General features: G+C 71.2%; 21 protein-coding genes. 6 read left to right on the top strand and 15 right to left on the bottom strand.

The annotated features are described in order from the left end of the window. Positions 1–1706: 1706 nt before the first annotated feature. The 3 genes from rsmG to ACZ6SD_RS02445 all read left to right on the top strand — a co-directional run bounded on the left by rsmG (position 1707) and on the right by ACZ6SD_RS02445 (position 4375). Positions 1707–2414, top strand: coding sequence for a 16S rRNA (guanine(527)-N(7))-methyltransferase RsmG (gene rsmG / locus ACZ6SD_RS02455; protein WP_465315094.1), 708 nt, complete (start codon positions 1707–1709; stop codon positions 2412–2414). Between the two features lie 78 nt (positions 2415–2492). Next, positions 2493–3389 (top strand): ParA family protein, encoded by an 897-nt coding sequence (locus ACZ6SD_RS02450; RefSeq protein WP_465315093.1) that lies wholly within the window; start codon positions 2493–2495, stop codon positions 3387–3389. Next, on the top strand, positions 3386–4375 hold the full coding sequence (locus tag ACZ6SD_RS02445; protein ID WP_465315092.1) for a ParB/RepB/Spo0J family partition protein: 990 nt from the start codon (positions 3386–3388) through the stop codon (positions 4373–4375). The genes ACZ6SD_RS02450 and ACZ6SD_RS02445 overlap by 4 nt, the downstream gene beginning before the upstream one ends. 70 nt (positions 4376–4445) lie before the next feature. On the opposite strand, the gene ACZ6SD_RS02440 is transcribed toward ACZ6SD_RS02445, so the two are convergent. Then, positions 4446–5405 (bottom strand): D-alanine--D-alanine ligase family protein, encoded by a 960-nt coding sequence (locus tag ACZ6SD_RS02440; RefSeq protein WP_465315091.1) that lies wholly within the window; start codon positions 5403–5405, stop codon positions 4446–4448. Positions 5406–5470: 65 nt separating this feature from the next. Further along, positions 5471–6790, bottom strand: a complete 1320-nt coding sequence (locus tag ACZ6SD_RS02435) for an aminotransferase-like domain-containing protein (protein WP_465315090.1) — start codon at positions 6788–6790, stop codon at positions 5471–5473. Positions 6791–6960: 170 nt separating this feature from the next. Here ACZ6SD_RS02435 and ACZ6SD_RS02430 point away from each other — a divergent pair, with 170 nt between their 5' ends. Then, positions 6961–7587 (top strand): GNAT family N-acetyltransferase, encoded by a 627-nt coding sequence (locus tag ACZ6SD_RS02430; protein ID WP_465315089.1) that lies wholly within the window; start codon positions 6961–6963, stop codon positions 7585–7587. 847 nt (positions 7588–8434) lie between these two features. On the opposite strand, the gene ACZ6SD_RS02425 is transcribed toward ACZ6SD_RS02430, so the two are convergent. From ACZ6SD_RS02425 to ACZ6SD_RS02385, 9 genes are all read right to left on the bottom strand, one after another. Next, positions 8435–9580 (bottom strand): N-acetylmuramoyl-L-alanine amidase, encoded by a 1146-nt coding sequence (locus tag ACZ6SD_RS02425; protein ID WP_465315088.1) that lies wholly within the window; start codon positions 9578–9580, stop codon positions 8435–8437. 185 nt (positions 9581–9765) lie between these two features. Then, on the bottom strand, positions 9766–10095 hold the full coding sequence (gene trxA, locus ACZ6SD_RS02420; protein WP_465315087.1) for a thioredoxin: 330 nt from the start codon (positions 10093–10095) through the stop codon (positions 9766–9768). A gap of 31 nt (positions 10096–10126) precedes the next feature. After that, positions 10127–11125 (bottom strand): thioredoxin-disulfide reductase, encoded by a 999-nt coding sequence (gene trxB / locus ACZ6SD_RS02415; RefSeq protein ID WP_465315086.1) that lies wholly within the window; start codon positions 11123–11125, stop codon positions 10127–10129. Positions 11126–11292: 167 nt separating this feature from the next. Then, a complete protein-coding gene (locus tag ACZ6SD_RS02410; protein WP_465315085.1) occupies positions 11293–12105 on the bottom strand; it encodes an anti-sigma factor in 813 nt (270 codons plus the stop codon). Then, positions 12102–12743: an RNA polymerase sigma factor SigM gene (sigM, locus tag ACZ6SD_RS02405; RefSeq protein ID WP_465315084.1), complete on the bottom strand. Its 642-nt coding sequence runs from the start codon at positions 12741–12743 to the stop codon at positions 12102–12104. The genes ACZ6SD_RS02410 and sigM overlap by 4 nt, the downstream gene beginning before the upstream one ends. Positions 12744–12803: 60 nt before the next feature. Next, positions 12804–14360 carry a protein kinase family protein gene (locus ACZ6SD_RS02400; RefSeq protein ID WP_465315083.1) on the bottom strand — a complete coding sequence of 519 codons (1557 nt, stop codon included), beginning with the start codon at positions 14358–14360 and terminating at the stop codon, positions 12804–12806. Positions 14361–14432: 72 nt separating this feature from the next. Beyond that, positions 14433–16076 (bottom strand): murein biosynthesis integral membrane protein MurJ, encoded by a 1644-nt coding sequence (murJ, locus tag ACZ6SD_RS02395; protein WP_465315082.1) that lies wholly within the window; start codon positions 16074–16076, stop codon positions 14433–14435. 34 nt (positions 16077–16110) lie between these two features. Then, positions 16111–18339, bottom strand: coding sequence for a DUF6049 family protein (locus tag ACZ6SD_RS02390; RefSeq protein WP_465315081.1), 2229 nt, complete (start codon positions 18337–18339; stop codon positions 16111–16113). Between the two features lie 21 nt (positions 18340–18360). Continuing rightward, on the bottom strand, positions 18361–18909 hold the full coding sequence (locus ACZ6SD_RS02385; RefSeq protein ID WP_465315080.1) for an NUDIX hydrolase: 549 nt from the start codon (positions 18907–18909) through the stop codon (positions 18361–18363). Positions 18910–18989: 80 nt separating this feature from the next. Between ACZ6SD_RS02385 and ACZ6SD_RS02380 the strand changes: the two genes are divergently transcribed. After that, a complete protein-coding gene (locus tag ACZ6SD_RS02380; RefSeq protein WP_465315079.1) occupies positions 18990–20489 on the top strand; it encodes a CCA tRNA nucleotidyltransferase in 1500 nt (499 codons plus the stop codon). Here the strand turns inward: ACZ6SD_RS02380 and ACZ6SD_RS02375 are convergent. Beyond that, positions 20406–21701, bottom strand: a complete 1296-nt coding sequence (locus ACZ6SD_RS02375) for an MFS transporter (protein WP_465315078.1) — start codon at positions 21699–21701, stop codon at positions 20406–20408. The two genes, ACZ6SD_RS02380 and ACZ6SD_RS02375, sit on opposite strands and share 84 nt — an antisense overlap. A 252-nt stretch (positions 21702–21953) precedes the next feature. Between ACZ6SD_RS02375 and ACZ6SD_RS02370 the strand changes: the two genes are divergently transcribed. Further along, positions 21954–22535, top strand: a complete 582-nt coding sequence (locus ACZ6SD_RS02370) for a YqgE/AlgH family protein (RefSeq protein ID WP_465315243.1) — start codon at positions 21954–21956, stop codon at positions 22533–22535. Positions 22536–22595: 60 nt separating this feature from the next. Here ACZ6SD_RS02370 and ACZ6SD_RS02365 read toward each other — a convergent pair whose 3' ends face one another. From ACZ6SD_RS02365 to ACZ6SD_RS02355, 3 genes are all read right to left on the bottom strand, one after another. Then, positions 22596–22970 (bottom strand): type II toxin-antitoxin system death-on-curing family toxin, encoded by a 375-nt coding sequence (locus ACZ6SD_RS02365; protein WP_465315077.1) that lies wholly within the window; start codon positions 22968–22970, stop codon positions 22596–22598. 25 nt (positions 22971–22995) lie between these two features. After that, the gene (locus ACZ6SD_RS02360; RefSeq protein WP_465315076.1) at positions 22996–23169 is read right to left on the bottom strand and encodes a hypothetical protein; all 174 of its coding nucleotides are present in this window, start codon (positions 23167–23169) and stop codon (positions 22996–22998) included. 224 nt (positions 23170–23393) lie between these two features. Beyond that, positions 23394–23810 (bottom strand): SdpI family protein, encoded by a 417-nt coding sequence (locus ACZ6SD_RS02355; RefSeq protein WP_465315075.1) that lies wholly within the window; start codon positions 23808–23810, stop codon positions 23394–23396. Positions 23811–23834: the final 24 nt, after the last annotated feature.

Here is a 23834-nt window from a genome sequence, read left to right as displayed (position 1 = left end):
GCTGGCCACCGACCACCGGCCGCTGGCGGCTGGCCGTCGACCTCCGCCTGACGGTCCACCACTCGCCCGCAGCCTGACGGCCTGCCCGGCCGCGTGGCCTCCCGCCGCCCGATCACCCGGGCGGCCCGCTGTCCCGGTCGCACGCATCCCAGCTCCCCGGCTGGCTGGCTACGCCAGCCCCTGCCGCCTGCCGGGCGGCAGCGTGGCCGGGTGGCCGCCAGCCACCCGGGCCCGCTCGGGTCACCCGGCCGCCCGGGCTTCCCGGGGCGCCCGGGGCGCCCGCCGTCTTGGGCGCCCGCATCCCAGCTTCCTGGCTGGCTGGCTACGCCAGCCTCTGCCACCCGGCGGCCTGCCTCCCGGCCGCCCGCCGGGTGGCCGCCAGCCACCTGGGTCCGCTCGGGTCACCCGGCCACCCGGGCTCCCCGGGTCGCTTGGTCGTCCACCGTCCTGGTCGCCTGCCTCCCAGCTCCCCGGCTGGCTGGCTACGCCAACCTCTGCCGCGCGCCGTGCGGCGCGCGGCGCCCCCGCCCGGCCGCGTGGCCGCCAGCCATGCGGGTCCGCTCGGGTCACCCGGCCGCCCGGCCGCCCGGCCACCCGGGCTTCCGGGTCGCTTGGTCGTCCACCGTCCTGGTCGCCCGCATCCCAGCCACCCGGCTGGCTGGCTACGCCAGCCTCTGCCGTGCGGCGCGCGCCCCCCCGCCCGCCGCGTGGCCACCAGCCACCCGGGTCCGCTCGGGTCGTCCGATCACCGGGTATCCGGCCGCTTGGCCTCCCGACCACCCGGGCTTCCCGCGTGGTCCGGCCGTCCCAACCCCGTTGCCCGCATCCCAGCCACCGGGCTGGCTGGCTCCGCCAGCCTCTGGCACCCGTCGCCCCCGCCCCCGCCCGCCATGCGTCCGCCAGCCAACCGGGCCCACTCAGGCCGCCCGGTCACCCGTGCTTCCGGCCTCCTGGCCTCCCGGCCTTCGGCCACCCTGCCGCCCGGGCTTCCGGGTCGCCCGGCCGCCGCCGTCCCGGTCGCCTGCATCCCAGCGGCTCGGCTGGCTGGCCACGCCAGCCGAGCGCCACTCAGCTGGCTGGGTGTGGGTCGCCCGCCTCACCGGGCGACCCACACCCAGCACTCCGCACCGCTGCTCATTACCTGGCGGCCTACTGCTTTGCTGACCACCGCCTTCTGGCCTACCACCTGCTCTCGGACCACCCGGCCTTCCGCCTCTCGGCGGCAGGCGGCTCGTGCCCGCGATTCGGCGGCTGGCTTGCCACCTGCCTCGCCAGCCGCCAGCCGCCAAGCCGACTGGCTGCCCCGCCCCGCCCCGCCCCGGCCCGGCGCCCCGCCCGTTCCCCCGCACCCGGCAGTCACTGCAGCCGCGCGTCGCCCGCGACCGGGCTGAACTCGGTCGCGTCGAGCCCCCGCCCTTGCTCCGTGCCCACCGCCTTTCCCGCGCCCACCGGCTCATCCTCCGATTCCCCGCCGCCGCTGCCTCGGGGCCTGCCTGCCTTCCGGTACCCGCCTTCCGACACCCCGGCTCCGGTGCCCGTCTCCCCGGTCGCCGTTCCCGACCCTCTTCCCGAGTGGAGCCGGTGCTGGGTGTCGGGCGGGTGACGTCTGTGCGTGTCGGTGATGGGGTGAGCGGGTCCCGGGTGGGGATCAGCGACAATCACTCCCGCACGGTTTCACGTGGAACATCGGATGGGGTTCGGGCGGTATGACCAACGTTGATCGGGCTGATCTGTCCTCGGCGGCGCGCGCCGTCTTTGGGGAGCGGGTGGGTCAGGCTGAGGAGTTCGTTCGGATGCTGGCCGAGCATGGGGTGGAGCGGGGGTTGATTGGGCCTCGGGAGGTCGACCGGCTGTGGGAGCGGCATGTGTTGAACTCCGCCGTTATCGGTGAGCGGGTGGGCGACGGGGTTCGGGTGATCGATGTGGGGTCGGGGGCCGGGCTGCCGGGGATACCGTTGGCGATCGCGCGGCCGGACCTTTCCATCACGTTGGTCGAGCCGATGGCTCGGCGGGTGGCGTGGTTGGACGAGGTCGTGGAGACTCTTGCTCTGTCGTCGGTCACGGTCCTGCGGGGGCGGGCCGAAGAACCGTCTGTTCGGTCGCGGGTGGCCGGTGCCGATGTGGTCACCGCCCGGGCGGTCGCTCCCCTGGCGAAGTTGTGTGGCTGGTGTCTGCCGCTGTTGCGGACGGGCGGTGTGCTGGTCGCGCTCAAGGGGGCCAGTGCCGCTGAGGAGATCGAACGGGACCGGCAGGCGATTGGCCGGTTGGGCGGGGGCGCGCCGCGGGTTGAAAGCTGCGGGGACGCCGTCCTGGGGGTTCCGACGACGGTTGTGGTGGTTGAACGTGTGAAGTCCGCTGGCGGGCGTGACCGGTCCGCGCGGACAAGGAAGGATCAGGATGCACATCGAGGCTGAGAACGGAGCGAGGATGTTCCACGTGAAACCGACGGCTTTCGTGGCCGACTGGACCGGGACGGGCAGGTGCGCGGACCGGTGAACCAGCCCTCTCCCGCCGCCGTCTCCGGTTGGACGCCGATCGCCGAGGAAGCCGCTCGGGCTACCCGGCTCAAGCACCCGGACCGCATGTTCCCCCGTCCCGTTCGCCGCCGCGTGATCACCGTTGCCAACCAGAAGGGCGGCGTCGGCAAGACAACCTCCACGGTCAACCTCGCCGCCGGGTTGGCGATGCACGGCCTGCGCGTGCTGGTCATCGACCTCGACCCGCAGGGCAACGCCAGCACCGCGCTCGGCGTTGACCACCGCTCTGGGACGCCCTCGGTGTACGAGGTGCTGCTGGGTGAGGTGACCGTCGCGGACGCGGCTCAGGTCAGCGACCAGTCCGGCAACCTGTACTGCGTGCCCGCCACCATCGACCTCGCGGGCGCCGAGATCGAACTCGTGTCGATGGCGTCGCGGGAGTCGCGGCTCAAGGAGGCGCTGTCCGACCAGGCGCTGGACGAGCTGAACCCGGACTACGTTTTCATCGACTGCCCGCCCTCGCTCGGCCTGCTCACGGTCAACGCGATGGTCGCCGCGCAGGAGGTGCTGATCCCGATCCAGTGCGAGTACTACGCGCTGGAGGGGCTGAGCCAGCTCCTGCGCAACATCGAGTTGGTGCAGGGCCACCTGAATCGCTCGCTGGTCGTGTCCACGATTCTGCTGACCATGTACGACGGCCGCACCAAGCTGGCCGACCAGGTCACCAACGAGGTGCGCCACCACTTCGGCCAGACCGTGCTCACGACCGTCATCCCGCGCAGCGTCAAGGTGTCCGAGGCCCCCGGCTACGGACAGACCGTGCTCGCGTACGACCCGGGTTCCCGCGGCGCCATGAGCTACCTGGACGCCGCCCGTGAAGTTGCCGAGCGAGGAGCGGAGGCGCCGCGATGAGTGCCACAGGACCGGCTGGACGCAAGGGCGGACTGGGCCGGGGGCTCGCCGCCCTCATCCCCCAGGGACCGGCGACCGGCGCCCCGGCGGGCGGGCTGACCCTGCCCGCTCCCCCGGCGGCGCGCAACGGGGACAGCAAGCCCGCGCCCGAAGCCGAGCACTCGGGCACGGTCGCGGGCGCGGTCTACCGCGAGGTCCCGACCGCGTCGATCACGGCGAACCCGAAGCAGCCGCGGCAGGTGTTCGACGAGGACGCGCTGACCGAGCTGGAGCACTCGATCCGCGAGTTCGGGCTCATGCAGCCGATCGTGGTGCGCGAGCTGGGGCCGGAGACTTACGAGTTGGTCATGGGCGAGCGGCGGCTGCGGGCGTCGCAGCGCGCGGGCCTGGACCGTATCCCGGCCATCGTCCGGCAGACCGCCGACGACGCGATGCTGCGCGACGCGCTGCTGGAGAACATCCACCGGGTCCAGCTCAACCCGCTGGAAGAGGCGGCGGCGTATCAGCAGTTGCTGGACGAGTTCTCGGTGACGCACGAGGAGCTGGCGGGCCGGATCGGGCGGAGTCGGCCGGTCATCACCAACACCATCCGGCTGCTTCGGCTGCCGCTGCCGGTGCAGCGCCGGGTCGCGGCCGGGGTGCTGTCCGCTGGGCACGCGCGGGCGCTGCTGGGGTTGGACGACCCGGGCGCGCAGGAGGAGTTGGCGACCCGGATCGTCGCCGAGGGGTTGTCGGTGCGGGCGACCGAGGAAGCGGTCACGCTCGCCAAGGGCGCTCCCCCGGCCAAGCCGAAGGCCGCGCCGCGCAAGCCGATGCAGGCGCCGGGGCTGCAAGGGGTGGCCGAGCGGCTGTCGGACAAGTTCGACACCCGGGTGAAGGTCGAACTCGGCAAGCGGAAAGGCCGGATCGTGGTCGAGTTCGGGTCGGTGGACGACCTGGAGCGCATTGTCGAGATGATGTCCGACAACGGGACAAATCGGACATGAGATTTCCGCATGGAACCATACCGGCTACTTACGTCACGGTGACGATGGCTCTGCGTCGACTCAAACTCACTCAGAGTGCGGGCTTGGCGCGGGCAATCGCCCGGTCGACCAGCCCCGCGTAGATCGCGCCCAACGACCGACCGGCCGCCTCGATCGCCATCGGCACGAGCGAGGTCTCGGTCAGCCCCGGCGACAAGTTCACCTCCAGGAAGTGAACCTCGCCGTCGGCGCCCACGATCGCGTCGGTGCGCGAAACATCGCGCAGCCCGAGCAGCCAGTGCGCCGACACCGCGACATCGGCCACCTTCGCGGCGGTCTCCGCGTCGAGCCGGGCGGGCGTGTGGAACGTGGTGAGCCCGGCGGTGTAGCGGGCGGTGTAGTCGTAGACGCCGGTCTCGGCGGCGATCTCCACCGCGGGCAGCGCCGCCGGACCATCAGGGCCCTCGATGACAGTGACCGCAACCTCGATGCCGTCGACGAACCGCTCGGCCAGCACCGTGTCGCTGTAGGCGAGGCAGCCGACCATCGCGGTCGGCAGGTCGGCCGCGGCGCGCACGACCTGCGCGCCGAGCGCGGAGCCGCCCTGGTCCGGCTTGAGCATCAGCGGCAGCCCCAGCCGCTCGACCATGGCGTCGAGCACCGGGCGCGCGCCGAGTTCGCGGAACGTCCGGTGCGGCAGGACGACCCAGTCCGGCGTGAGCAGGCCCGCCCGCGCCAACTCGGCCTTCGCGCTCGGCTTGTCCCACGCCCGGCGGCACGCGTCGGCGTCCGCGCCGACGTACGGGATGCCGAGCAGTTCGAGGATCGTCTGGATGGAGCCGTTCTCACCCTCGCCGCCGTGCAGCGCGATGACCACCGCGTCCGGCCGCTGCTCGCGCAACCGGGGCAGCAGGCTCGCGTCGGCGTCCCACTCCTCGACGGTGACCCCGACCGAGCGCAGGGCAGCGGACAGCCGCCGCCCGGACCGCAGCGAGACGTCCCGCTCGTGCGAGAGACCTCCGGCGAGCACGGCGACGCAGCGGTCGGACACAGGTGTCTCCTCAGGTGAGTCCACAGTGGAGCTGAAAGCGGGTCCTGACGCTACACCGCCGACGATCAGGCGGTGTCCGGCGTGGGCGTCTGCGGACCGGTCAGGGAACGGCTCGTCGTCGGGCCGAAGGTGTTGAGCAGCTCGATCTCCTGGGCCAGCACGCCCGCGAGCCTGCGCACGCCCTCGGAGATCCGCTCCGGCGGCGGATAGCAGAACGACAGCCGCATCTGCCTGCTGCCGAACCCGTCGGCGTAGAACCCGGTGCCCGGCACGTACGCGACCCGCGCCGTCACCGCGCGGGGCTGCATGGCCTTGGTGTCGACGCCCTCGGGCACGGTCATCCACACGAAGAACCCGCCGTCGGGCTTGGTCCATGTGCAGCCTGCGGGCATGTGCTGTTCCAGGCCGGTGAGCAGCGCGTCGCGGCGCTCCCGGTACATCGTCTGGAACGACTTGATCTGGCCTTTCCAGTCGTGCGTGGCCAGGTAGCGGGAGACGACCATCTGGTTGAGCGTTGGCGCGCACAGCGCGGCCGACTCGGCGGCCAGGACCAGCTTCTCGCGCACGGCGTGCGGCGCGAGCGCCCAGCCCACCCGCAGCCCAGAGGCGAAGGTCTTGGAGAACGAGCCAAGGTAGATGACGTTGTCGGCGTCCATCGAACGCAGCGCCGGGTAGATCTGACCGTCGAAGCCGAGCAGCCCGTACGGGTTGTCCTCGATGATCAGCACGTCGTGCCGGGCGCAGATCTCGATCACCTCGGCCCGCCGCGCCACCGCGAGCGTCACCCCGGCCGGGTTGTTGAAGTTCGGAATCGTGTACAGGAACTTGACGCGCCTACCCGCCCGTTCGGCCGCGGCCAAAGCGGCCCGGAGCGCGTCGGGGATCAGGCCCTCGTCGTCCATGGCGACGTGCCGGACGTCGGCCTGGTAGGAGGCGAAGGTGCCCAGCGCGCCCACGTAGGAGGGGCCTTCGGCGAGGATGATGTCGCCCGGGTCGCAGAAGATGCGGGTAACAAGGTCCAAGGCCATCTGCGAGCCGACGGTGACCACCAGGTCGTCGGGGTGGCCGTGCACGCCTTCGAGCGCCATGACCTCGCAAATCTGCTCACGCAGCAGTGGCACGCCATGCGCGGAGCCGTATTGCAGGGCGGTGAGCCCGTCCTCGGCGATGATCGAGGCGATCTGGTCGGACAACGAGTCCAACGGCAGGGCGGCCAGGTTGGGCATCCCGCCCGCCAGCGACACCACTTCGGGCCTGCTGGCCACCGCGAACAGTGCCCGCACCTCGGACGCCGTCATGCCCTCCGCGCGCGCCGCGTAGCGCCGCAGATGCGGGTCGAGACTGCGGGCGCCCTGTCTTTCGGGCGGCTGTCCAGTGCTGGTCATGATCGCTCCGTGGGTCCTGACAGATCAGTCGAGTGTAACCGGATGAGTGACTTAGCCCTGATATTCGGCCCTACGGTTCCGACGCACGTCACATCGTCCTATTCTGGGTTGCGTAACTCGCCGTCCTCCCCTGCGGGCGCGCGACAGGCCCGCGAGGCACGGGAGGTTGGGTGTCGCGACGCGTTGTCGGCGTTACGCTGGACAACCTGGAACACCTTCCGAAGCACTGCCGCGGATGCGTGTACTGGGAGTTGGCGCCGCATCTGAAGGAGCAGGCGGAGGAGTTCGGCACCACCGAGCTGGAAAAGGAAGCGTGGGTTTCCAGCGTGCTGCTGGACTGGGGCTCCTGCGGCCGGGTGGTCTACAGCGACAAACTTCCCGTCGGGTTCGTCCTCTACGCCCCACCGAACGCCGTCCCCCGCGCGTCGGCGTTCCCAACGTCCCCGGTCAGCGCCGACGCGGTCGTGCTCACCGGTTTCCACGTCCTCCCCGAGTTCCGCGAAGGCGGCCTGGGCCGCATGCTGGTGCAAGCGGTCGCCAAGGACCTAACCCGACGCGGCGTCAAGGCCATCGAAGCCTTTGGCGACGCCAAACCCGACGAGGACCGCTCCTGCGTCGTCCCCGCCGACTTCCTGACCAGCGTCGGCTTCAAAACCGTCCGCCCCCACCCCAGGTGGCCCCGCCTGCGCCTAGAACTGCGCACCGGCATCACCTGGAAGGAAGACGTCGAGGCTGCCTTGGAACGCCTGCTAGGCACGGTCTCGGTCAGCACCGCAAGCCCGGTTCTCCAGCGCTGACCACCCACCAGCCAACCGAGCCACAGCCCCACCAAGTGCTGCCTGAGCTCCCCCGGGCCGTTCATGATCGCGAGTTATCCACAGGCAAACCGCACCCTCTTTACCGCGCTGACCTGCGGCGATAGGATGGAGCAGGGCCCGGCCCCCAGGGTGGGTGGGGTTTGTTGTGTGGGGGTGGGGCGGCGAATGAAGATCGGTTGAGGGCGTGGGTGGTGGCTTGTGCGCCTGCCAACCAAGCCGAACCCGAACCCGAACCCGCCGAATGCTTGTGGTGGTGGAGCGGCGACCGCTTGTGTGCCGGGCTGTGCCCGACCTGCCGGTGCTGGTGGGAGCGGAACGGCGCGCCTACCCAGCCAAAGCCTGATCGGTCAGGTGCCCGTGGGCGTGGGACGGTGGACCCACGTTCCTACCGACCGCACCCAAAGTTGCAGGTGCCCGGTGAGAACGGACCAGCGGACCCACGTTCCTGCCAGCCGTACTCTCCCTGCCAGGTGCCCGGTGGGAGCGGAACAGCACACCCGAGCCCTCTGCCAGGCCGAACCGAGCCTGCCAGGTGCTCGGTGGTGCGGACCCGAGCAGCGAACCCGCCCCCCGCGCGCAGGCTCGCCCAGTGCTCGATGGGCCAAGGAGCACAAGCGAACCTGCCCCCCACGAAGCCGCACCTACGCTCGCCCAGTGCTCGATGGGGTGGAGTGGTTTCTTTGGGGGTGAAGGAAGGTCCCTAAACTTGCCGTGGTCGTGGGGCCGAAGGCTCCCCACCCGTCTTTCCCACGACGGGATCTTCCTTCGTAGGGGCCCCAAAGAAACCACTCCACCCCATCGAGCAACCCCACAACCCAGCGAGCGCTCACTCAGCCTTAGCGAGCTCGTGCGCGAGCACATCGGCGAAGGTGAAACTCCCAGTCGGCTGGTCGTTCTCGCCGAGTAGGTAGAGGCGTTTCACGGCGACGACGATGCCCTCCGCGACGATGTCCCGGAACGCGGGGTCGGACAGGCGTCGGCGGTCGTCGTCGTTGGTCAGGTAGCCGATCTCGATGCGGACCGCGGTGCAGCGGGTCAGGCGCAGCATCTCCCAGGTCTTGGGGTGTGCGCCGCAGTCCCGCAGGCCGGTGCGCATGGCCAGTTCGCGCTGGATCAGGCCTGCCATCGCTTCGCCGAGGGTGGACCAGGCGCCGTTGCCGGTGCCGAAGTGGAAGCTGGCCACGCCCTGGGCGTAGGGGGAGCGGTTGGCGTCGCAGTGCAGGGACAGCACCAGGTCGGCGCCCGCTTCGTTGGCGAACTGGGCGCGGTCGGCCTCGTCGGGGCACTGGTCGCGGCCGCGGGAGAGCAGGGCTTCCATGCCGGTGGCGACCATTCGGCCTTCGAGCCTGCTCGCCAGGTCCCACATCAGGTCGGACTCGTTGACGCCGCGCACCGAGACACCGAGGTCGGAGCCGCCGTGGCCGGGGTCGATGACGATGCGCTTGCCGCGCAGGCGGGGGCCGGAGCGGCGCACGCGTTCCTGTTCGCGCAGCAGCACCGGTCGGCCGCCGCGGGCGCGGGGGGACAGTTGGCGCAGGGCGCGGACGGTTTCCGGGCCGCAGATGCCGTCGATGGTCAGCCCGTAGTCGCGCTGGAAGTTGCGTAGCGCGGCCTCGGTCTGCGCGCCGAACACGCCGTTGGGGCGGCCCGCATCGTAGCCGAGTTCGAGCAGGCGCTCTTGCAGCGTGACGACGTCGTCGCCGGTGATCGGCGCGGACACCATGTACGCCAGCGGCCTGCCGCCGAGTTGGTGGGTGGCGTCCCGCAGCGCGCGGTAGGTCGCCGGGCCGATGAGGCCGTCGGTGATCAGCCCGCGTTGCTGCTGGAAGGTGCGCACGGCGTTCTCCATGCCCTGGTCGAACTGACCGGACTCAAGGACGCCCTGTGCCGGAGGCATCAGGCCCAACGCGGTGAGCGTGGACCGAACCTCGGCTACGGCAGGCCCCCCATCGCCGCGGCGGAGTACCCGCATGCACCCTCGCTCTCGACTCGTGCACCGGTTTCCACCGATGCGGATCCTGACAGCTCACCATTGTGCCCTGTCGGACTTCCCAACAATCGCAGGGTGGCTGCTGCGTCACGCATACGCAAACCGGGGCCCTCGCGTCGTCAATGAGACGCGAAGACCCCGGGTGCGGGTTGCCCGCTCGGGCGGGCTCAGGCCAGGTAGTCCTCAAGATCCTTGAGGAGGGTGGCCTTCGGCTTGGCGCCGACGATGGTCTTCACCGGCTTGCCGCCCTTGAAGACGACCATCGTCGGGATGGACAGGATCTGGTAGTCGCGGGCGACGCCCGGGTTCTTGTCGATGTCGACCTTCGCGACGGTGATCTTGTCTTTGTGCGCGCCCGCGATCTCCTCCAGCACCGGGGCGACCATCCGGCACGGCCCGCACCAGGTCGCCCAGAAGTCCACGATCACGGGCTTGTCGCTGGTCAGAACGTCGTCCGCGAACGAGCTGTCGGTGACGGTGACGGTGTTGCCTGCCATCTTCTCTCCTGTGGCGTCGGGATGGTGCGGATCAGTTGACGGCGCCGTAGCCGCCGCCGACGAGTTCGGGGGCGATCTCGGCTTCGGTCGACTCGCCGTGCTCGGCGAGCCAGCGCTCGGCGTCGATCGCCGCCGCGCAGCCGGAGCCCGCAGCGGTGATGGCCTGCCGGTAGGTGTGGTCGACCAGGTCACCGGCGGCGAACACGCCGTCGATGTTGGTGTAGGTGCTCTGGCCGCGGGTGACTACGTAGCCTTCGTCGTCCACGTCAACCTGGCCGGTGACGAGCGCGCTGCGCGGGTCGTGGCCGATGGCGACGAAGAAGCCGGTGACGTCGAGGACCGAGGTGTCGCCGGTGACCGTGTCCCGCAGCTTCAGGCCGGTGACCGTGGTGTCGCCCAAGACTTCGGTGACTTCGGAGTTGAGCTGCCAGCGGATCTTCTCGTTGGCCCGCGCCCGCTCCAGCATGATCTTCGACGCCCGGAACTCCTCGCGGCGGTGGATGATCGTGACCGACCGGGCGAAGCGGGTGAGGAAGGTGGCTTCCTCCATCGCCGAGTCGCCGCCGCCGAGGACGGCGATGTCCTGGTCGCGGAAGAAGAAGCCGTCGCAGGTCGCGCAGGCGGACACGCCTCGGCCGAGCAGCTCCTGCTCGCCGGGCACGTTGAGGTAGCGGGCCGCCGCGCCCATCGCGAGGATCACGGCCTTGGCCGCGTACCGGACGCCGTTGGCGTGCACGTACTTCACCGGGCCGGTCAGCTCGACGGACTCGACGTCCTCCGGGCGGAGCTCGGCGCCGAAGCGCTCGGCCTGGGCGCGCATCTGCTCCATCAGGTCGGGGCCCATGATGCCGTCGCGGAAGCCGGGGAAGTTCTCGACCTCGGTCGTGGTCATCAGCGCGCCGCCGAACTGGGAGCCCTCGAACACCAGCGGGTCGAGCTGGGCGCGCGCGGCGTAGACGGCTGCGGTGTACCCCGCCGGTCCCGAACCGATGATGATCACGTTTCGGATGTGGTCCGCTTCCGCAGGCATTGCCCCTCCATCGACCTTCGCCGAGCGCTCGCGGGGCCCGGTCACGTGAGTGTCAACGCGATCGTAGGCGGCGGTTGTTCCTGCTGTTCGCGGTGATGGCCAGCACCCGGCGAAAACGCGTGGGCGGGACCGGCCGAACGGCGGGCCCCGCTGTGCGCCGAATGGGGTCAGCGGCCGATGGTGTCGGTGAACAGCTGGGTGCAGTCCGGGGCGACGACCAGGACGCGCAGTTGGCCCGCGACACCGGTGAACAGCAGGGCCATCACGCCGGGCTTGCCGTCGAGGGTGACCGGCCGCACGCCGACCGTCTGCGACTTCGCCACGTCGTACCCGTTGGCCGCGACGCACTTGTCCAGCCCGGCCTCGTCGCCCAGCGGGCCGTAGTCCTTGCTGTCGCCGATCGCTTTGGCCGCGGCGCTGACGCCGTCGCGGGTGACCGCGAGCGGTGCCTGGTCGGCGGCGGCGCCCGGCGCGGAGGCTGAGGGAACGGGGGCGGCGACGCCGCCGGTGGTCTGCTGGGGGCCCGGGACGACCGCGACGGTCACCGCGACGGCCGCGGCAGCGGCGGTCAGCAGGCCGACGCCCCACGCGGCGCGCTTGCCGCGCTTGCGTCGGGCCTCGGCCAGGTCGACAACCGGGGCGGCAAACGTTTGCGGGGCGGGTTGCGCCGGGGGTCCTGAGTGCTGCTGGACGGCGACGCCGCCGCCGAACGCGCGCCGGGCCTCGGCGTCGAGCGCGGCGTCCAGGCTCGCGGCGAACCGGGCGGGCATCGGCGGCGCGGGCGCCTCCCGGAGGTCGCCGAGGCCGACTCGCACCGATTCCAACGCGTCGACGACCGCCCTGGCGTCGGGGTCGGCGTCGACCTGGGCCCACAGCCGCGCGCTCCGCTCCGGGTCGAGGACGCCCGCGTGCAGGTCGGCGAGCAGGTCGACAGACCACGGGGGCCCACTTGGCCCACCGCCGCGAACCTCGTCTGTCATCGTCCCTCCCGGTGACGCCCCAGTGGCGCGTTTCTCAGTGCCGCGTTTCCTTCTGCAACAGCGCCACCTGGGACGTTCGCATCTGCATCGGGGTTCCGCAGATGTCCGAGAACTTTCGCGAGTTTGGCCCGGCCTCGCGCGCACCGGCTTTTCACCGTGCCTTCGGCGATGCCGAGCAGCTTGGCGGTCTCGGCCACCGAATAGCCTTCGACGTCGACCAGCACGATCGGGACGCGCTGCTCTTCGGACAGTTCGTTCAGCGCGGTCTGCACCACCAACCTGGTCTCCCGGTCGGACATGGCGTCACGCGGCGTGACCGGCTCGCCTGGGCCTGCCTCGGGCAGCGGCACGGTCGGCCGGGCCTGGCGGCGGCGCACCCGGTCGAGGCAGGCGTTCACCACGATCCGGTGCAGCCACGTGGTCACCTGCGACTCCGCGCGGAACGAGCCCGCCGCGCGGAACGCCGAGATGAAGGCCTCTTGCAGCGCGTCCGAGGCCTCTTCGGGGTCACGGAGAGTGCGCAGCGCCACCGCCCACATCCGGTCCCGATGCCTGCGCACGAGCTCGGCGAAGGCGCGCGGGTCTCCCGCGGCGTGCGCCGCGATGAGGGCGGCGTCCGAACTGGCAGCGGCGGTCACCCGGACAGGGTAGCGGTCCTCTCCTAGCCGCCGTACCCCCCTCGGACCAGCACATATCTACTACCTCGCGCGGACGAAGCCGATCTCGCCGATCTCGGAGACGTTGCCCTCGCCGAGGGTCGTCACCCAGATCAGCATGTGCTGGCTTGGCTCGGCGTGGTCGAGCTGGAGCCGGGTCTGGCCAGCCGCCAGCGTGGCCTTGCCGATGACCTTGGTCTCGTCCAGGCCGGGCTTCTCCGACGGCGCGGTGCGGATCTCGACCACGGTGCCCTCGGACGGCGAGTCGATCAGCACGTCGAGGAACACGACCGGCTCGGCGAACGAGGCCATGATCCCCACGCCCGGCTTGAGCGCCGGGAACGGCCGCTCGTACTTGTCGGTCTTCCACGTCGTCTGCGGGTTGTCGTCGAAGGCGCGGTTGGCCCGGCGCGGGTTGTCCGCGGTGCCCTTGATGTTGTAGACCTGCACGCCCGCGGGCTTGATCGGGACGCCGGGCTGGGGCGGCGGGGTGTTCTGGTTGGTGCTCCCGGCGTTGCCCGGCGCGGTCGCCACCGCGGTCGGGCCGACCCCGGGCGGCGGGTCGCCGAAGAAGCTGATCAACTGCATCCCCAGCCAGGCCAGCACGGCGACGGTCGCCACGGCCAGCGTGGTCACGCCGATGGCGAGCTTGCGCCGCTTCGCCGCGTCGTTGCTTGGCCGCCGCGTCGTCCACACCAGGCCGTCGTCTTCTTCGTCGGAGTCCATGACCGCGTCGATGCGCTGGGTCACGTCCTCGTCCACGTCGACCCGCTCCAGCGCCTGGACCAGGGCGGAGCTGGTGCGGATGCCGCCGGTCGGGTGCTCGGAGAGGCTGTGGACCGCGGCGGCGGACAGCTCGTGCGGGATGTAGGGGAACAGCGCGCGGGGCGCGACGACCACGCCGTCCGGGCCGATCGGCGCCGCCGGGATGCCCTCGACCGGGGCCAGCGGCCAGCGCCCGGTGAGCAGCAGGTACAGGATCGCGCCGAGCCCGCGCACGTCGTCTTGCAGCGTCGCGTCCGGCTGCGGCCCGGGGAAGGCCATCTGGAGCCTGCCGTCGGTGGTGATCCGGGCCCGCTGCGGGTGGTCGACGCCGAGGACGAGGCCGATCTGGTGCGCCGACTCCACCGCGGAGGCCAGCGGCAGCAGCAGCCGGGCCGCCGTCGCGGGCGGCAGCGGGTGCTCGGCGATCACGTCGATGATGTCGCTGCCCGAGGCCCAGTCGGCCACGACCATGCCGAGCAGGCCCTCTTCGGGGGCGATGCCGCTGCCGAGGCTGAGCACGTCGAGGACGCGGCTGTTGCCGGGGTGCACGATCTGCGCGGCGTGCGTCGCGCGCTCCAGGGTGCGGCGCACGCCTTCGACGTCGCGGGCGTCACCCGGCGAGCCGGTCAGCAGGGTGAGGGCGACCTCGCGGCGGAGCTGGCCGTCCTGGGCCCGCCACAGCCGGGCGTTGCCCCGGCGGCCGACGACACCGGCCTGGGCCAGCAGCCGGTAGCGGCCGTCGCCGACCACGCCACCGGGGACGAGGAAGCCGTTTCTGGCCCGGATGCCAGCCGCTTCCTCGCCGATGGGGTACTCGGTCCGCCGTGTGGTCACCCGGTCTCTCTCCCGCCTGACGCCTCGCGACGAGCGTACGTGAGAACCGGCGTGGATCGCTGATGAACGAACTCAGCCTCGGCGCACCAGACGGGTGATTCGGCTCGTCGCGGGCTTGAGCTCGGGCACCCGCAGCGCGGCGAGGACACCGAAGGAGACCACCCCGGCGACGACGGTCTGCACGATCAGCGCGACCCAGCCCGTGCCCCGCGAATGCGCGCCTTCTGGCAGCACAAGGCGGGTGACCAGCCAGGCCGCGAGCACTCCCGCCGCGCCAGCGACCACGCTCATGGCGATCACCTTGACGATCTTCTTGCTGCGCAGGTTGCCCAGCCGGACCCACAGCCACATCTGGCCGAGGACCGCGCCGACGACGAAGGTCAGCGAATTGACCAACATCACGCCGACGACCACCTGATCGGGGCGCACCACCGCGCCGCACATGTACATCAGCGGGATCTTCACGGCGGTCATCACGACCATGATCAGCGTCGGGGTGCGCGAGTCCTTCATCGCGTAGAACACCCGGAGCTGGAGCATCACCAGCGCGTAGGGCAGCAGGCCGAACGCGGAGAACGCCAGCGCGGTGCCCAGCCGCTGCGCTTCGGCGGGGCCGGTCTCGCCCGCGTTGAACAGCGCAAGGCCGATCGCCGGGCCCGCGATGGTCAGCACCGCGCTGATCGGCACCAGCATCACCGCGGTGAGCCTGCTGCCGGTCGACAGGTTGTCGATGAGGCCCTTGTTGTCGCCGTCCGCGGCGGCCTTGCTCATCCTCGGCATGATCGCGGTCAGCAGCGAGACGCCGATCACCCCGTACGGGAGCTGGAACAGCAGCCACGCGTTGCTGTAGATGGACACGCCGCCGTTGGCCGCCGCGGTGAGGACCCGCTGGGTGATCACCATGCCGATCTGGCTGATCAGGACGTAGCCGAGGATCCACAGCGCCAGGCCGCCGAACTCGCGCAGCCGCGCGTCGATGCCCCAGGTCCAGCGGAACGTGAAGTCGATGCCGCGCAGCGCGGGCACCAGCATCGCCGACTGCACCACGATGCCCAGGGTGGTGCCGATGCCGAGCACCAGCAGCTTCGCGTCGCCCATCCGCACCGGGTCGAGCGAGATGTCGCCGGGGACCAGGGCGTAGACCACCAGGGTCGCCATGATGACCAGGTTGTTCACCACCGGCGCCCACGCTGTCGGCCCGAACACGTGCCGGGCTTGCAGGATCGCCGAGAGCAGGGCGAACAGGCCGTAGAAGAGGATCTCCGGCAGCAGCAGATAGGCGAAGGCGGTGACCAGCGCCGGGTTGGCCTGGCCGGTCGAGTCGTCCACGTAGAGGGTGGTGAACAGCGGGGCGGCGGCGATCGCGACGACCGTGCCGACGGCCAGGCCCGTCATGCCGACGGTGAGCAGCCGGTTCGTGTACTCCGCGCCGCCGTCTTCGTCGCTCTGCGAGCGGACCAGCAGCGGGACGACGATGCTGGCGAGCACCCCGCCGAGCAGCAGCTCGAAGATGATGTTCGGGAGGGTGTTGGCCAGGGTGAACGAGTCGCTGACCACGTTGATGCCGACCAGCCAGGCCAGCATCACCTTCCAGCCGAACCCGGAGATCCGGCTGACCAGCGTGGCGACCGCCATCGATCCGCTCGCGCGGGCCAACGAGGGCACCTCTCGTTTGGGTGCGCCCTGCTCCACGGTGGCCGTCCTCGGTGTGGTCATGTCGGTGTGCTCATTCCGCAAGCGCTTTCGCGGGTCAGAGGTCGCCCGCCGCGGCGGCGCTCTTGCGCCGGGCCGCGCGGATCCTGCGGAACAGTCGCAACCCCACCAAAAGCACCAACGCGCCAGCCGCCGTGCTGGTGACCGCGATGGTGATGGTGCCGTAAGAGGTGGAGTTGAGTTCCATCCGGGAGGTCCTGCCCAGCGGGGTGCCGTTGTCGGTGCTGAGCCACACGCTCACGGTGAACCGGCCGGACCGGGTGACCTCGGCGGGCAGGTAGCGCGGGACCGCGGACTTGGCCGGGATGCGGACCAGGGCGATCTCGTCTGGCCGCAGTCCGGGGGTGTTGCCGACGTTGATCTTCGCCCGGACCGTCACCGGCAGGTTGTTGGTGATGAACACCGGCAGCGGGCTGTCCTTCGACGCCAGCGACAGCGGCAGGCCCGGGTCGTTGACCGACACCTGCGACAGCAGGTCGGTGAGCTGCCGGGACACCTCCAGCGCGGCGCGCTCGGCCTTGTCCGGCTGCCCGCGCCAGGCCGTCGACGCGGCCCGGACCAAGCCGTAGCGGTACGGCTCGATCAGCGCCGTGGGGGTGATCTTGCGGGTGGCGTCCTCGAACAGCACGCTGTCGACCAGCTCCCGCTGCACGGCGTCGACGCGGGCCACCTCGCCGGTGACCGGGGCCGGGATCTCGGCCGCGCTGTCCTGCGCGCCGTAGTCCAGGCCGGTCGCGGTGCCCTGCTCCGAGCCGTCGGCGAGCCCCTGCAACCCCAGCGGCCGGATGAAGCCGGAGGTCTCCAGCGACTGCACGGTCCGCAGGAACACGGCCAGGTCGTGCGCGGAGGCGTGCCACCGGCGCGGCGGGGCGACCAGCACGGACTGGCCGGGAACAGACTGGAAGCCGCCCCGGAAGACCAGGGTGGCGAGCCCGTTCTGCAACGACGACGTCTTCACCCCGGCGTCGTCCACCGCCACCCGCGGCGCCAGCGAGGACGCGACGAGCTGGTCGTACGGCAGCACGCGCAGGTTGTCGCCCAGCTTGTAGGGCGCGTTGCCCTGCACCCCGCGGACCCGGGTGGCGTCGGCGATGACGGTTGTCGGGCGGGCGCCAGCGAGATCGGCGAGGGTGCCGCCGTCGAGCGAGCCGCCATCGGGCCAGACCGCGCCAGCGAGCGGCTTCGCGCCCAGCGTCTCCTCGACGGTCTCGGCCGAGGCCAGCGCCAGGTTCTGCAGGTCGGTGAGCCCGGCGCGGGACAGCGCGGCCAGGTCGGCGTCGGCGTAGGGCAGCGCGATCACGCACTGGCCGCGGGTCAGCTCCTGCACCCGGTCGAGCCACAGCTGCGCGGTGCGCCCGCCCCTGCCCTCGCTGACCGTGCCGTCGACCCCGCGCACCACGTAGCCCTGGGTCATGGCCCGCACGCTGTCGAGCAGGTCGGGGTCGACCACGAAGCACAGCGACCGCAGCATCGTCACGTTCGCCGCCGCCGCCGTCCGCACGGCGTCGACCAGGCCGAACAACCGGCCGTTGGACAGCGACGCGGCGAGCCCGTCGTCGGTGAAGACCGTGGGGCTGCCGTCGATCGGGGTCTGCACCCGGCGCGGGCGCTCATCGATCAGCGGCCACAGCACGCTCAGCCGGGTCGGCTCCGCGGGCGGGGTGATCGCGCCGCCGCCGGGGGCCGACAGCACCGGCAGCAGCGTGCTCAGCGCGCCGACCCGCTCGGTGCGGCCGAAGTCGGGCACGCCGTTGAAGTTGACGACCAGCGGGTAGATGCCCGGCTTGTCCAGCCGCAGCGCGCCCTTGTCCGCGTTGAGCGGGACGGTGATGCTGAACCCGGCGCTCTGGTTTGGCTCCAGCACTTCGGTCACCGGCTGGAACGCCGAGCTGACCTCGGGCCGGTTCACCGCGTCGGTCCCCTGCGGGTCGCCCAGGGCCTTGCGCAGGTCGGTCTCGGCGCCGATGACGTCGCCGCGCTGGAGCCGCACGTCGATCCGCTCGACTCTGCGGTCGCCGGTGTTGGTGATCTTCCCGGTGACGGTGACCGTCTGGGTGGCCGCATCGACCACCCGGGGGGACAGCTCGTCCAGGTCGACCCGCAGGCGGCCCGCTTCGGCGGCGTGTGCCGCGGCGGTGTGTGCTGCTGCGGTGTGTGCTGCTGCGGCGTGTGCTGCTGCGGCGTGTGCTGCTGCGACGGGCATGCCCAGGATGACGAACACCGCGGCCAATCCCGCGAATCCGGCGCGGCGCAGTCGAGTGATCACGGCTTCTCTCCAGCCATCGGGTCAGGCCCGTCCGACTTCGGGTAGGTCCCGCTCGACCGGATCGGGTGAGAGCGGATGCTCGGAGAGTAGTTGGCGCGCCTTGCGGACCAGACGGCGCTCGTCGGCATAGGCCAGCCGGTCGTCCAGCTCGTCCAGCGCGACCCAGGCCACCTCGGTCACCTCAAGGTCTTCGTCGGACAACTCGAACGAGTGAGCGAGCAACAGGAAGTGGTGGACGGTCTTGTGGATGCGCCGCGTGCCCTCCGCGATGAACCAGTAGTCGATGGTGCCCAGCGGGCGGATCACCTCGCCGTCGATGCCGGTCTCCTCGGCGACCTCGCGCACGGCGGTCTGCTCCGGGGTCTCCCCCGGCTCGATGTGCCCCTTGGGCAGCGACCACAGCAGCCGCCCGCGCCGGTCGAGCCTGCCGATCAGGGCGACGGTGGCGTTCTCCGGGTCGACCACGACCCCACCGGCCGAGGTCTCGTCAACCGTGGTGAGCTTGCGGCCCCGTCGCCGGAAGCGGCGCCCGGTGCGGGCGCCTCTTGACCTTCCGGACGACGACGGCATGTCCGCGATGGTAGTGCGATCGGCCCAGTAGGGGCGGGCGTGCGACTTACCCCGAAAGCGGCCAGATACGCTCGTCCATCGTGTCTCGAACGTCGGCAGCCCAGAACGCGGTGGTGGAACTGCTGCGGATGTCCCCCGTCGCCGATGACCTGGCAGGCCGGTTCGCCCGCGCCGGTCACCGGCTCTACCTCGTCGGCGGCAGCGTCCGCGACGCCATGCTGGGCAGGCTCGGCAACGATCTCGACTTCACCACCGACGCCCGCCCCGAGCAGGTCATGAAGCTCGTGACCGGCTGGGCGGAAGCCGTCTGGGACACCGGGATCGCCTTCGGCACGGTCGGCGCGACCAAGCAGGGCAACACCTGCGAGATCACCACGTTCCGCTCCGACGCCTACGACCGGGTCAGCCGCAATCCCGAGGTGCGCTTCGGCGACTCGATCGAGGAAGACCTGGTCCGCCGCGACTTCACGGTCAACGCGATGGCCATCGACTTGTCGACAAAGGTCTTCATCGACCCGCACGACGGCCTGGGCGCGCTGGCCGAGAAGCGGCTCGACACCCCGGCCACCCCGCAGGAGTCCTTCGCCGACGACCCGCTGCGGATGCTGCGCGCCGCCCGGTTCGTCAGCCAGCTCGGCTTCACCGCCGCGCCGCGCGTGCTCGACGCGCTGGCCGAGATGAGCGCCGAGATCACCCGGATCACTCCGGAGCGGGTGCAGGCCGAGCTGAGCAAGCTGGTCTGCGGGGCGCACGCGCGCCGGGGCGTCGAGCTGCTGGTCGACAGCGGCCTGGCCGCGCACGTGCTGCCCGAGCTGCCCGCGATGCGCCTGGAGATCGACGAGCACCACCAGCACAAGGACGTCTACGAGCACTCGCTGGTCGTGCTCGACCAGGCGATCGCCCTGGAGGACGGCGCGGAGCCGGACCTGGTGCTGCGGCTGGCCGCGCTGCTGCACGACATCGGCAAGCCGGACACCCGCAGGCACATCCCCGGCGGCGGGGTGAGCTTCCACCACCACGAAGTCGTGGGAGCCAAAATGGCCCGCAAGCGCTTGCGGGCGCTGCGGTACTCGAAGGAGATCACCGAGGACGTCGCCAAGCTGGTGTTCCTGCACCTGCGCTTCCACGGCTACGGCAAGGGCGAGTGGACCGACTCGGCCGTCCGCCGCTACGTGACCGACGCGGGCGACCTGCTGCCCCGGCTGCACAAACTGGTCCGCGCCGACTGCACCACCCGCAACCGGCGCAAGGCCAACGCGCTGCAACGCACCTACGACGGCCTCGAAGAGCGCATCGCCCGCATCGCCGCCGAGGAGGACCTGGCCAAGGTGCGGCCCGACCTCGACGGCAACGAGATCATGCGGCTGCTCGGCCTGCCGCCGGGCCCGCTGGTCGGCAAGGCGTGGGCGTTCCTCAAGGAACTGCGGCTCGACCGCGGCCCGCTGGAGCACGACGAGGCCGTCGCCGCGCTGCACGAGTGGGCGCGGGAGCAGGGCCTAGGGGTTCCGGCGGGTGACCAGGGCGAACCCGCCGAGGCCGACGACGTAGCTGAGCCCGGCGGCGACGACCAGACCGCGTGACGCCCCGTCCGGCGCGACGACCAGCGCCGCCAGCGCCACCGACACCACCTGGGTCACGTTGAACAGCGTGTCGTAGAGGGCGAACACCCGGCCGCGGACCTCGTCGCCGATGTCGCGCTGCACGGCGGCGTCCACGCACAGCTTCACGACCTGCCCGGCGAACGAGATCAGCAGCGCCGCGGCCAGGATCGTCGGCATGGTCAGCGGCAGCCCGCCGCCCACGATCGCGACCCCGCCCAGCGCCAGCGCCGCGCCGACCGTGCGCCGCCTGCCGAAGCGAGCCACGATCCGGGCCGTCGCCACCCCGGCGACCAGCGTCCCGATCCCGAACATCCCGGCGACCTCGCCCAGCCCGGCCAGCCCGGCGTCGAACCGGAAGCGCATCAGCAGCACCGCCAGCAGCAGCGCCACCCCGAACGCGGCCCGGTGCGCCAGCAGCGCCACGAACCCGGCCAACACCGTCGGCGTGCGCACCGCCGCCCGCCCGCCGTCGACCAGGCCGAGGGCGATGGCCACCACGGTCTGGCTCGGCTCGTCCACCTCGTCCGGGCCCAGCGCCCCACGGGCGAACCGCACCGCCAGCCACGCCGCGCCGACCGAGCCGAGCACGGCGAACGAGGTGGTCAGGCCGGAGCCGAGGTCGTGGTCGCCGAACACCGATCGCAGCCCCATCGCGCACCCGGCGCCGAGCACGGCCACGACCGAGCCCAGCGTCGTGGCCAGCGCGTTCGCCTCCACGAGGTTGCGGGTGGGCACCACATGCGGCAGCGCGGCCGAGAGCCCCGACCCGACGAATCGGCTGATCCCGATCACCACCAGCGCCAGCGTGAACAGCGTCGGCCCCGCCGCGCCCAACACCACGGCGACAGCGGCGACGGCCACCAGCGCACCGCGCAGCAAATTGGCGGCCACCAGCACCCGCCGCCGGTCCCACCGGTCCAACAACGCCCCGGCGAACGGCCCGACGATCGAGTACGGCAGCAGCAGCGCCGTGAACCCGGCGGCGATGGCCAGCGGATCGGCCTCCCGCTCGGGGTTGAACAGCACCGCGCCCGCGAGACCAGCCTGGAAGAGGCCGTCGCCCCACTGCGCGGCGAACCGGCTGAACAGGAGTCGGCGGAAACCGGGGATCGCCAGCAGCGCCCGGGCGCCGATCCGCGCGTGGTGCGCTTCGTGCTCGCTGTTCCTGCTAGCCGTGCCGGCCGTGCTCACGACTGGTCAGCCTACGGCGGCGCGGCAAAAGGAATGAGCGGCCCCCGAAGGGGCCGCCCATCCTGGCAGGCGCCCGGTCGCCTCACGGCGGGTTGCGCGACGTGGCTCCAGCCGAGCGGTATTCCACGAAGGCGGTTCTAGTTGAGCCCGGGGGACACAGTGGCGCCAACCGCACGGTCCAACGAGCGAGGCATGCCCGTTGTTCCCCAACTCACCCGGTTGGATCCCAGCGCGGACGGTCCGGATGGGATCATGTGCGGTGTGCCGTCCGACGTAGCCGTCGAGCCCGGGACGCTGCTGGTAGCGGCGCCCAGCCTGCTCGACAACAACTTCCGCCGCACGGTGGTCTACGTGATCGACCACCGCGGCGAAGGCACGCTCGGGGTCGTCCTCAACCGCCCCAGCGACGTCCCAGTGGACGACGTCTTACCGAACTGGGGCCCACACGTCACCCAACCGGGCTCAGTCTTCGTCGGCGGCCCGGTCGAACAGAAGACGGCGCTGTGCCTCGCCGCCATGCGCACCGGCGTCGAGGTGGACGGTGTTCGAGGCCTAGTCGCGGTCCGCGGCCCAGTAGCCCTGGTCGACCTCGACGCCGACCCCGACGCCCTGGCCCCCAAGTTCCGCGGCATGCGCGTCTTCGCGGGCTACGCGGGCTGGGACACCGGCCAACTAGCGGGCGAAATCGACCGCGGCGACTGGATCGTGGTCCCCGCCCTCCCCAGCGACGTGCTGGCCCCAGCCGAGGAAGACCTGTGGGGCCGAGTCCTCCGGCGCCAGGGGATGCCACTGGCCCTGCTGGCCACCCACCCGGGCGACGTCAAGCAGAACTAGCCCGGCCACCGAGCACAGGAGACGCCGCGCGACATGGGGCGCGGCCATGCCGCTACACGTCTATGTCATCCGTACGCGCAGATAAGCAGCCAAGTCATGGTTGCTCATGTCGCCCTCGGCTACGAGCATGATCACAGCGACAACCTCGGGCGGGGTGAGCATCGGGACGAAGCTGTTGAGGTAGCAGGTAGCCAACAACGCAATGGCTGCCGCCCGTTTGTTGCCGTCAACGAAAGGGTGGTACGTCTTGGCAAGGTTGAAGGCGACTATCGCGGCTTTGTCCGAGATTTCGGGATACAGATCGTTTCCGCCGAACGCCTGTGCGGGTGAGGCTGCACACGCCTCCAGCCCGCCCCGGTCCCGAACTGGGCCAACACCGTGTGGACGTGACGCAGTGATCAGCTCATCTGCTGTGAGATAGACCCAGTCGGACACCGGAAGAGCCTATCCGGCGGACTGATCAGAGCTTGCCAAGCAGTTCGATCGCTTCGCTGTACTCAACGTTGATCTTGTTCATGGCGTCCGCCAGCGACATGGGGCGCGGACCCGGCTTCGTGAAGTCACGTGCGGGCAGGAGGGGATCCACCGTCTTGCGAACCTCGCGGACTTCGTCCTCGATCGCTTGAGTGGTCATTCTGCCTCCCATCCATGAGTGAGACTTGCATTCATGCAAGCTCCAGACTAGCCGACTTAGCCTGGTTCGTCTTCTTTCGATCGGGACAGCGGCTACTGAGACTCTGGCAAACGAGCCGCAACGCACACGCGCCACTGGTGTGGCTTGGAAGCGCGACTTCCGGCGAGCGGCTCAACGAAGACGGGTGACTGTCGCGCTCTGACCAGCGTGGAGACGACCCCGGCCTAAGCGGTTTTGGTGAGGGCTCCGCAGCCGCCCGCGCCGCACTGGCAGCCCGCGCAGCCCGCGGGGAGTTCGGGGGCGGGTTCCGGGACGGCGCGTGCGGCCCGGTCGCCCAGGACGCCCGCGGCCAGGGTGATGCCGAGCAGGCCCAGCAGGGCGATCACCGACACGGTCAGCACGCCCGCGGTGCCGGTCACCAGGAATCCGGCGACCGCGCCGAGCACCCCGACCAGGCCCGCGACCGCGGTCGGCAGCCCGGCGACCTTGTTGCCCACCCGAAACGCCTCGTCGCTGCGCAGTGTCGCCGCCGTGCGGACACCGCCGAACCGGTTGCGCGGCAGCCGCTCGGTCAGGCCGAGGAAACCGATGACGAGCAGCGGAAGTCCCGCCACCAGGGGCGCGAGCGGCACGAGGTTCACGAGTCGATGGTAAGAGGTCGCTCA

Source organism: Actinokineospora sp. NPDC051303 (assembly GCF_055586285.1).
This window is presented reverse-complemented; position numbering and strand designations above follow the sequence as displayed.

Coding starts and splice junctions, on each gene's coding strand:
- rsmG (WP_465315094.1), top strand. CDS start 1,707: ATGACCAACGTTGATCGGGCTGATCTGTCCTCGGCGGCGCGCGCCGTC.
- ACZ6SD_RS02445 (WP_465315092.1), top strand. CDS start 3,386: ATGAGTGCCACAGGACCGGCTGGACGCAAGGGCGGACTGGGCCGGGGG.
- ACZ6SD_RS02435 (WP_465315090.1), bottom strand. CDS start 6,790: ATGACCAGCACTGGACAGCCGCCCGAAAGACAGGGCGCCCGCAGTCTC.
- ACZ6SD_RS02425 (WP_465315088.1), bottom strand. CDS start 9,580: ATGCGGGTACTCCGCCGCGGCGATGGGGGGCCTGCCGTAGCCGAGGTT.
- trxA (WP_465315087.1), bottom strand. CDS start 10,095: ATGGCAGGCAACACCGTCACCGTCACCGACAGCTCGTTCGCGGACGAC.
- trxB (WP_465315086.1), bottom strand. CDS start 11,125: ATGCCTGCGGAAGCGGACCACATCCGAAACGTGATCATCATCGGTTCG.
- ACZ6SD_RS02410 (WP_465315085.1), bottom strand. CDS start 12,105: ATGACAGACGAGGTTCGCGGCGGTGGGCCAAGTGGGCCCCCGTGGTCT.
- murJ (WP_465315082.1), bottom strand. CDS start 16,076: ATGACCACACCGAGGACGGCCACCGTGGAGCAGGGCGCACCCAAACGA.
- ACZ6SD_RS02385 (WP_465315080.1), bottom strand. CDS start 18,909: ATGCCGTCGTCGTCCGGAAGGTCAAGAGGCGCCCGCACCGGGCGCCGC.
- ACZ6SD_RS02370 (WP_465315243.1), top strand. CDS start 21,954: ATGTGCGGTGTGCCGTCCGACGTAGCCGTCGAGCCCGGGACGCTGCTG.
- ACZ6SD_RS02360 (WP_465315076.1), bottom strand. CDS start 23,169: ATGACCACTCAAGCGATCGAGGACGAAGTCCGCGAGGTTCGCAAGACG.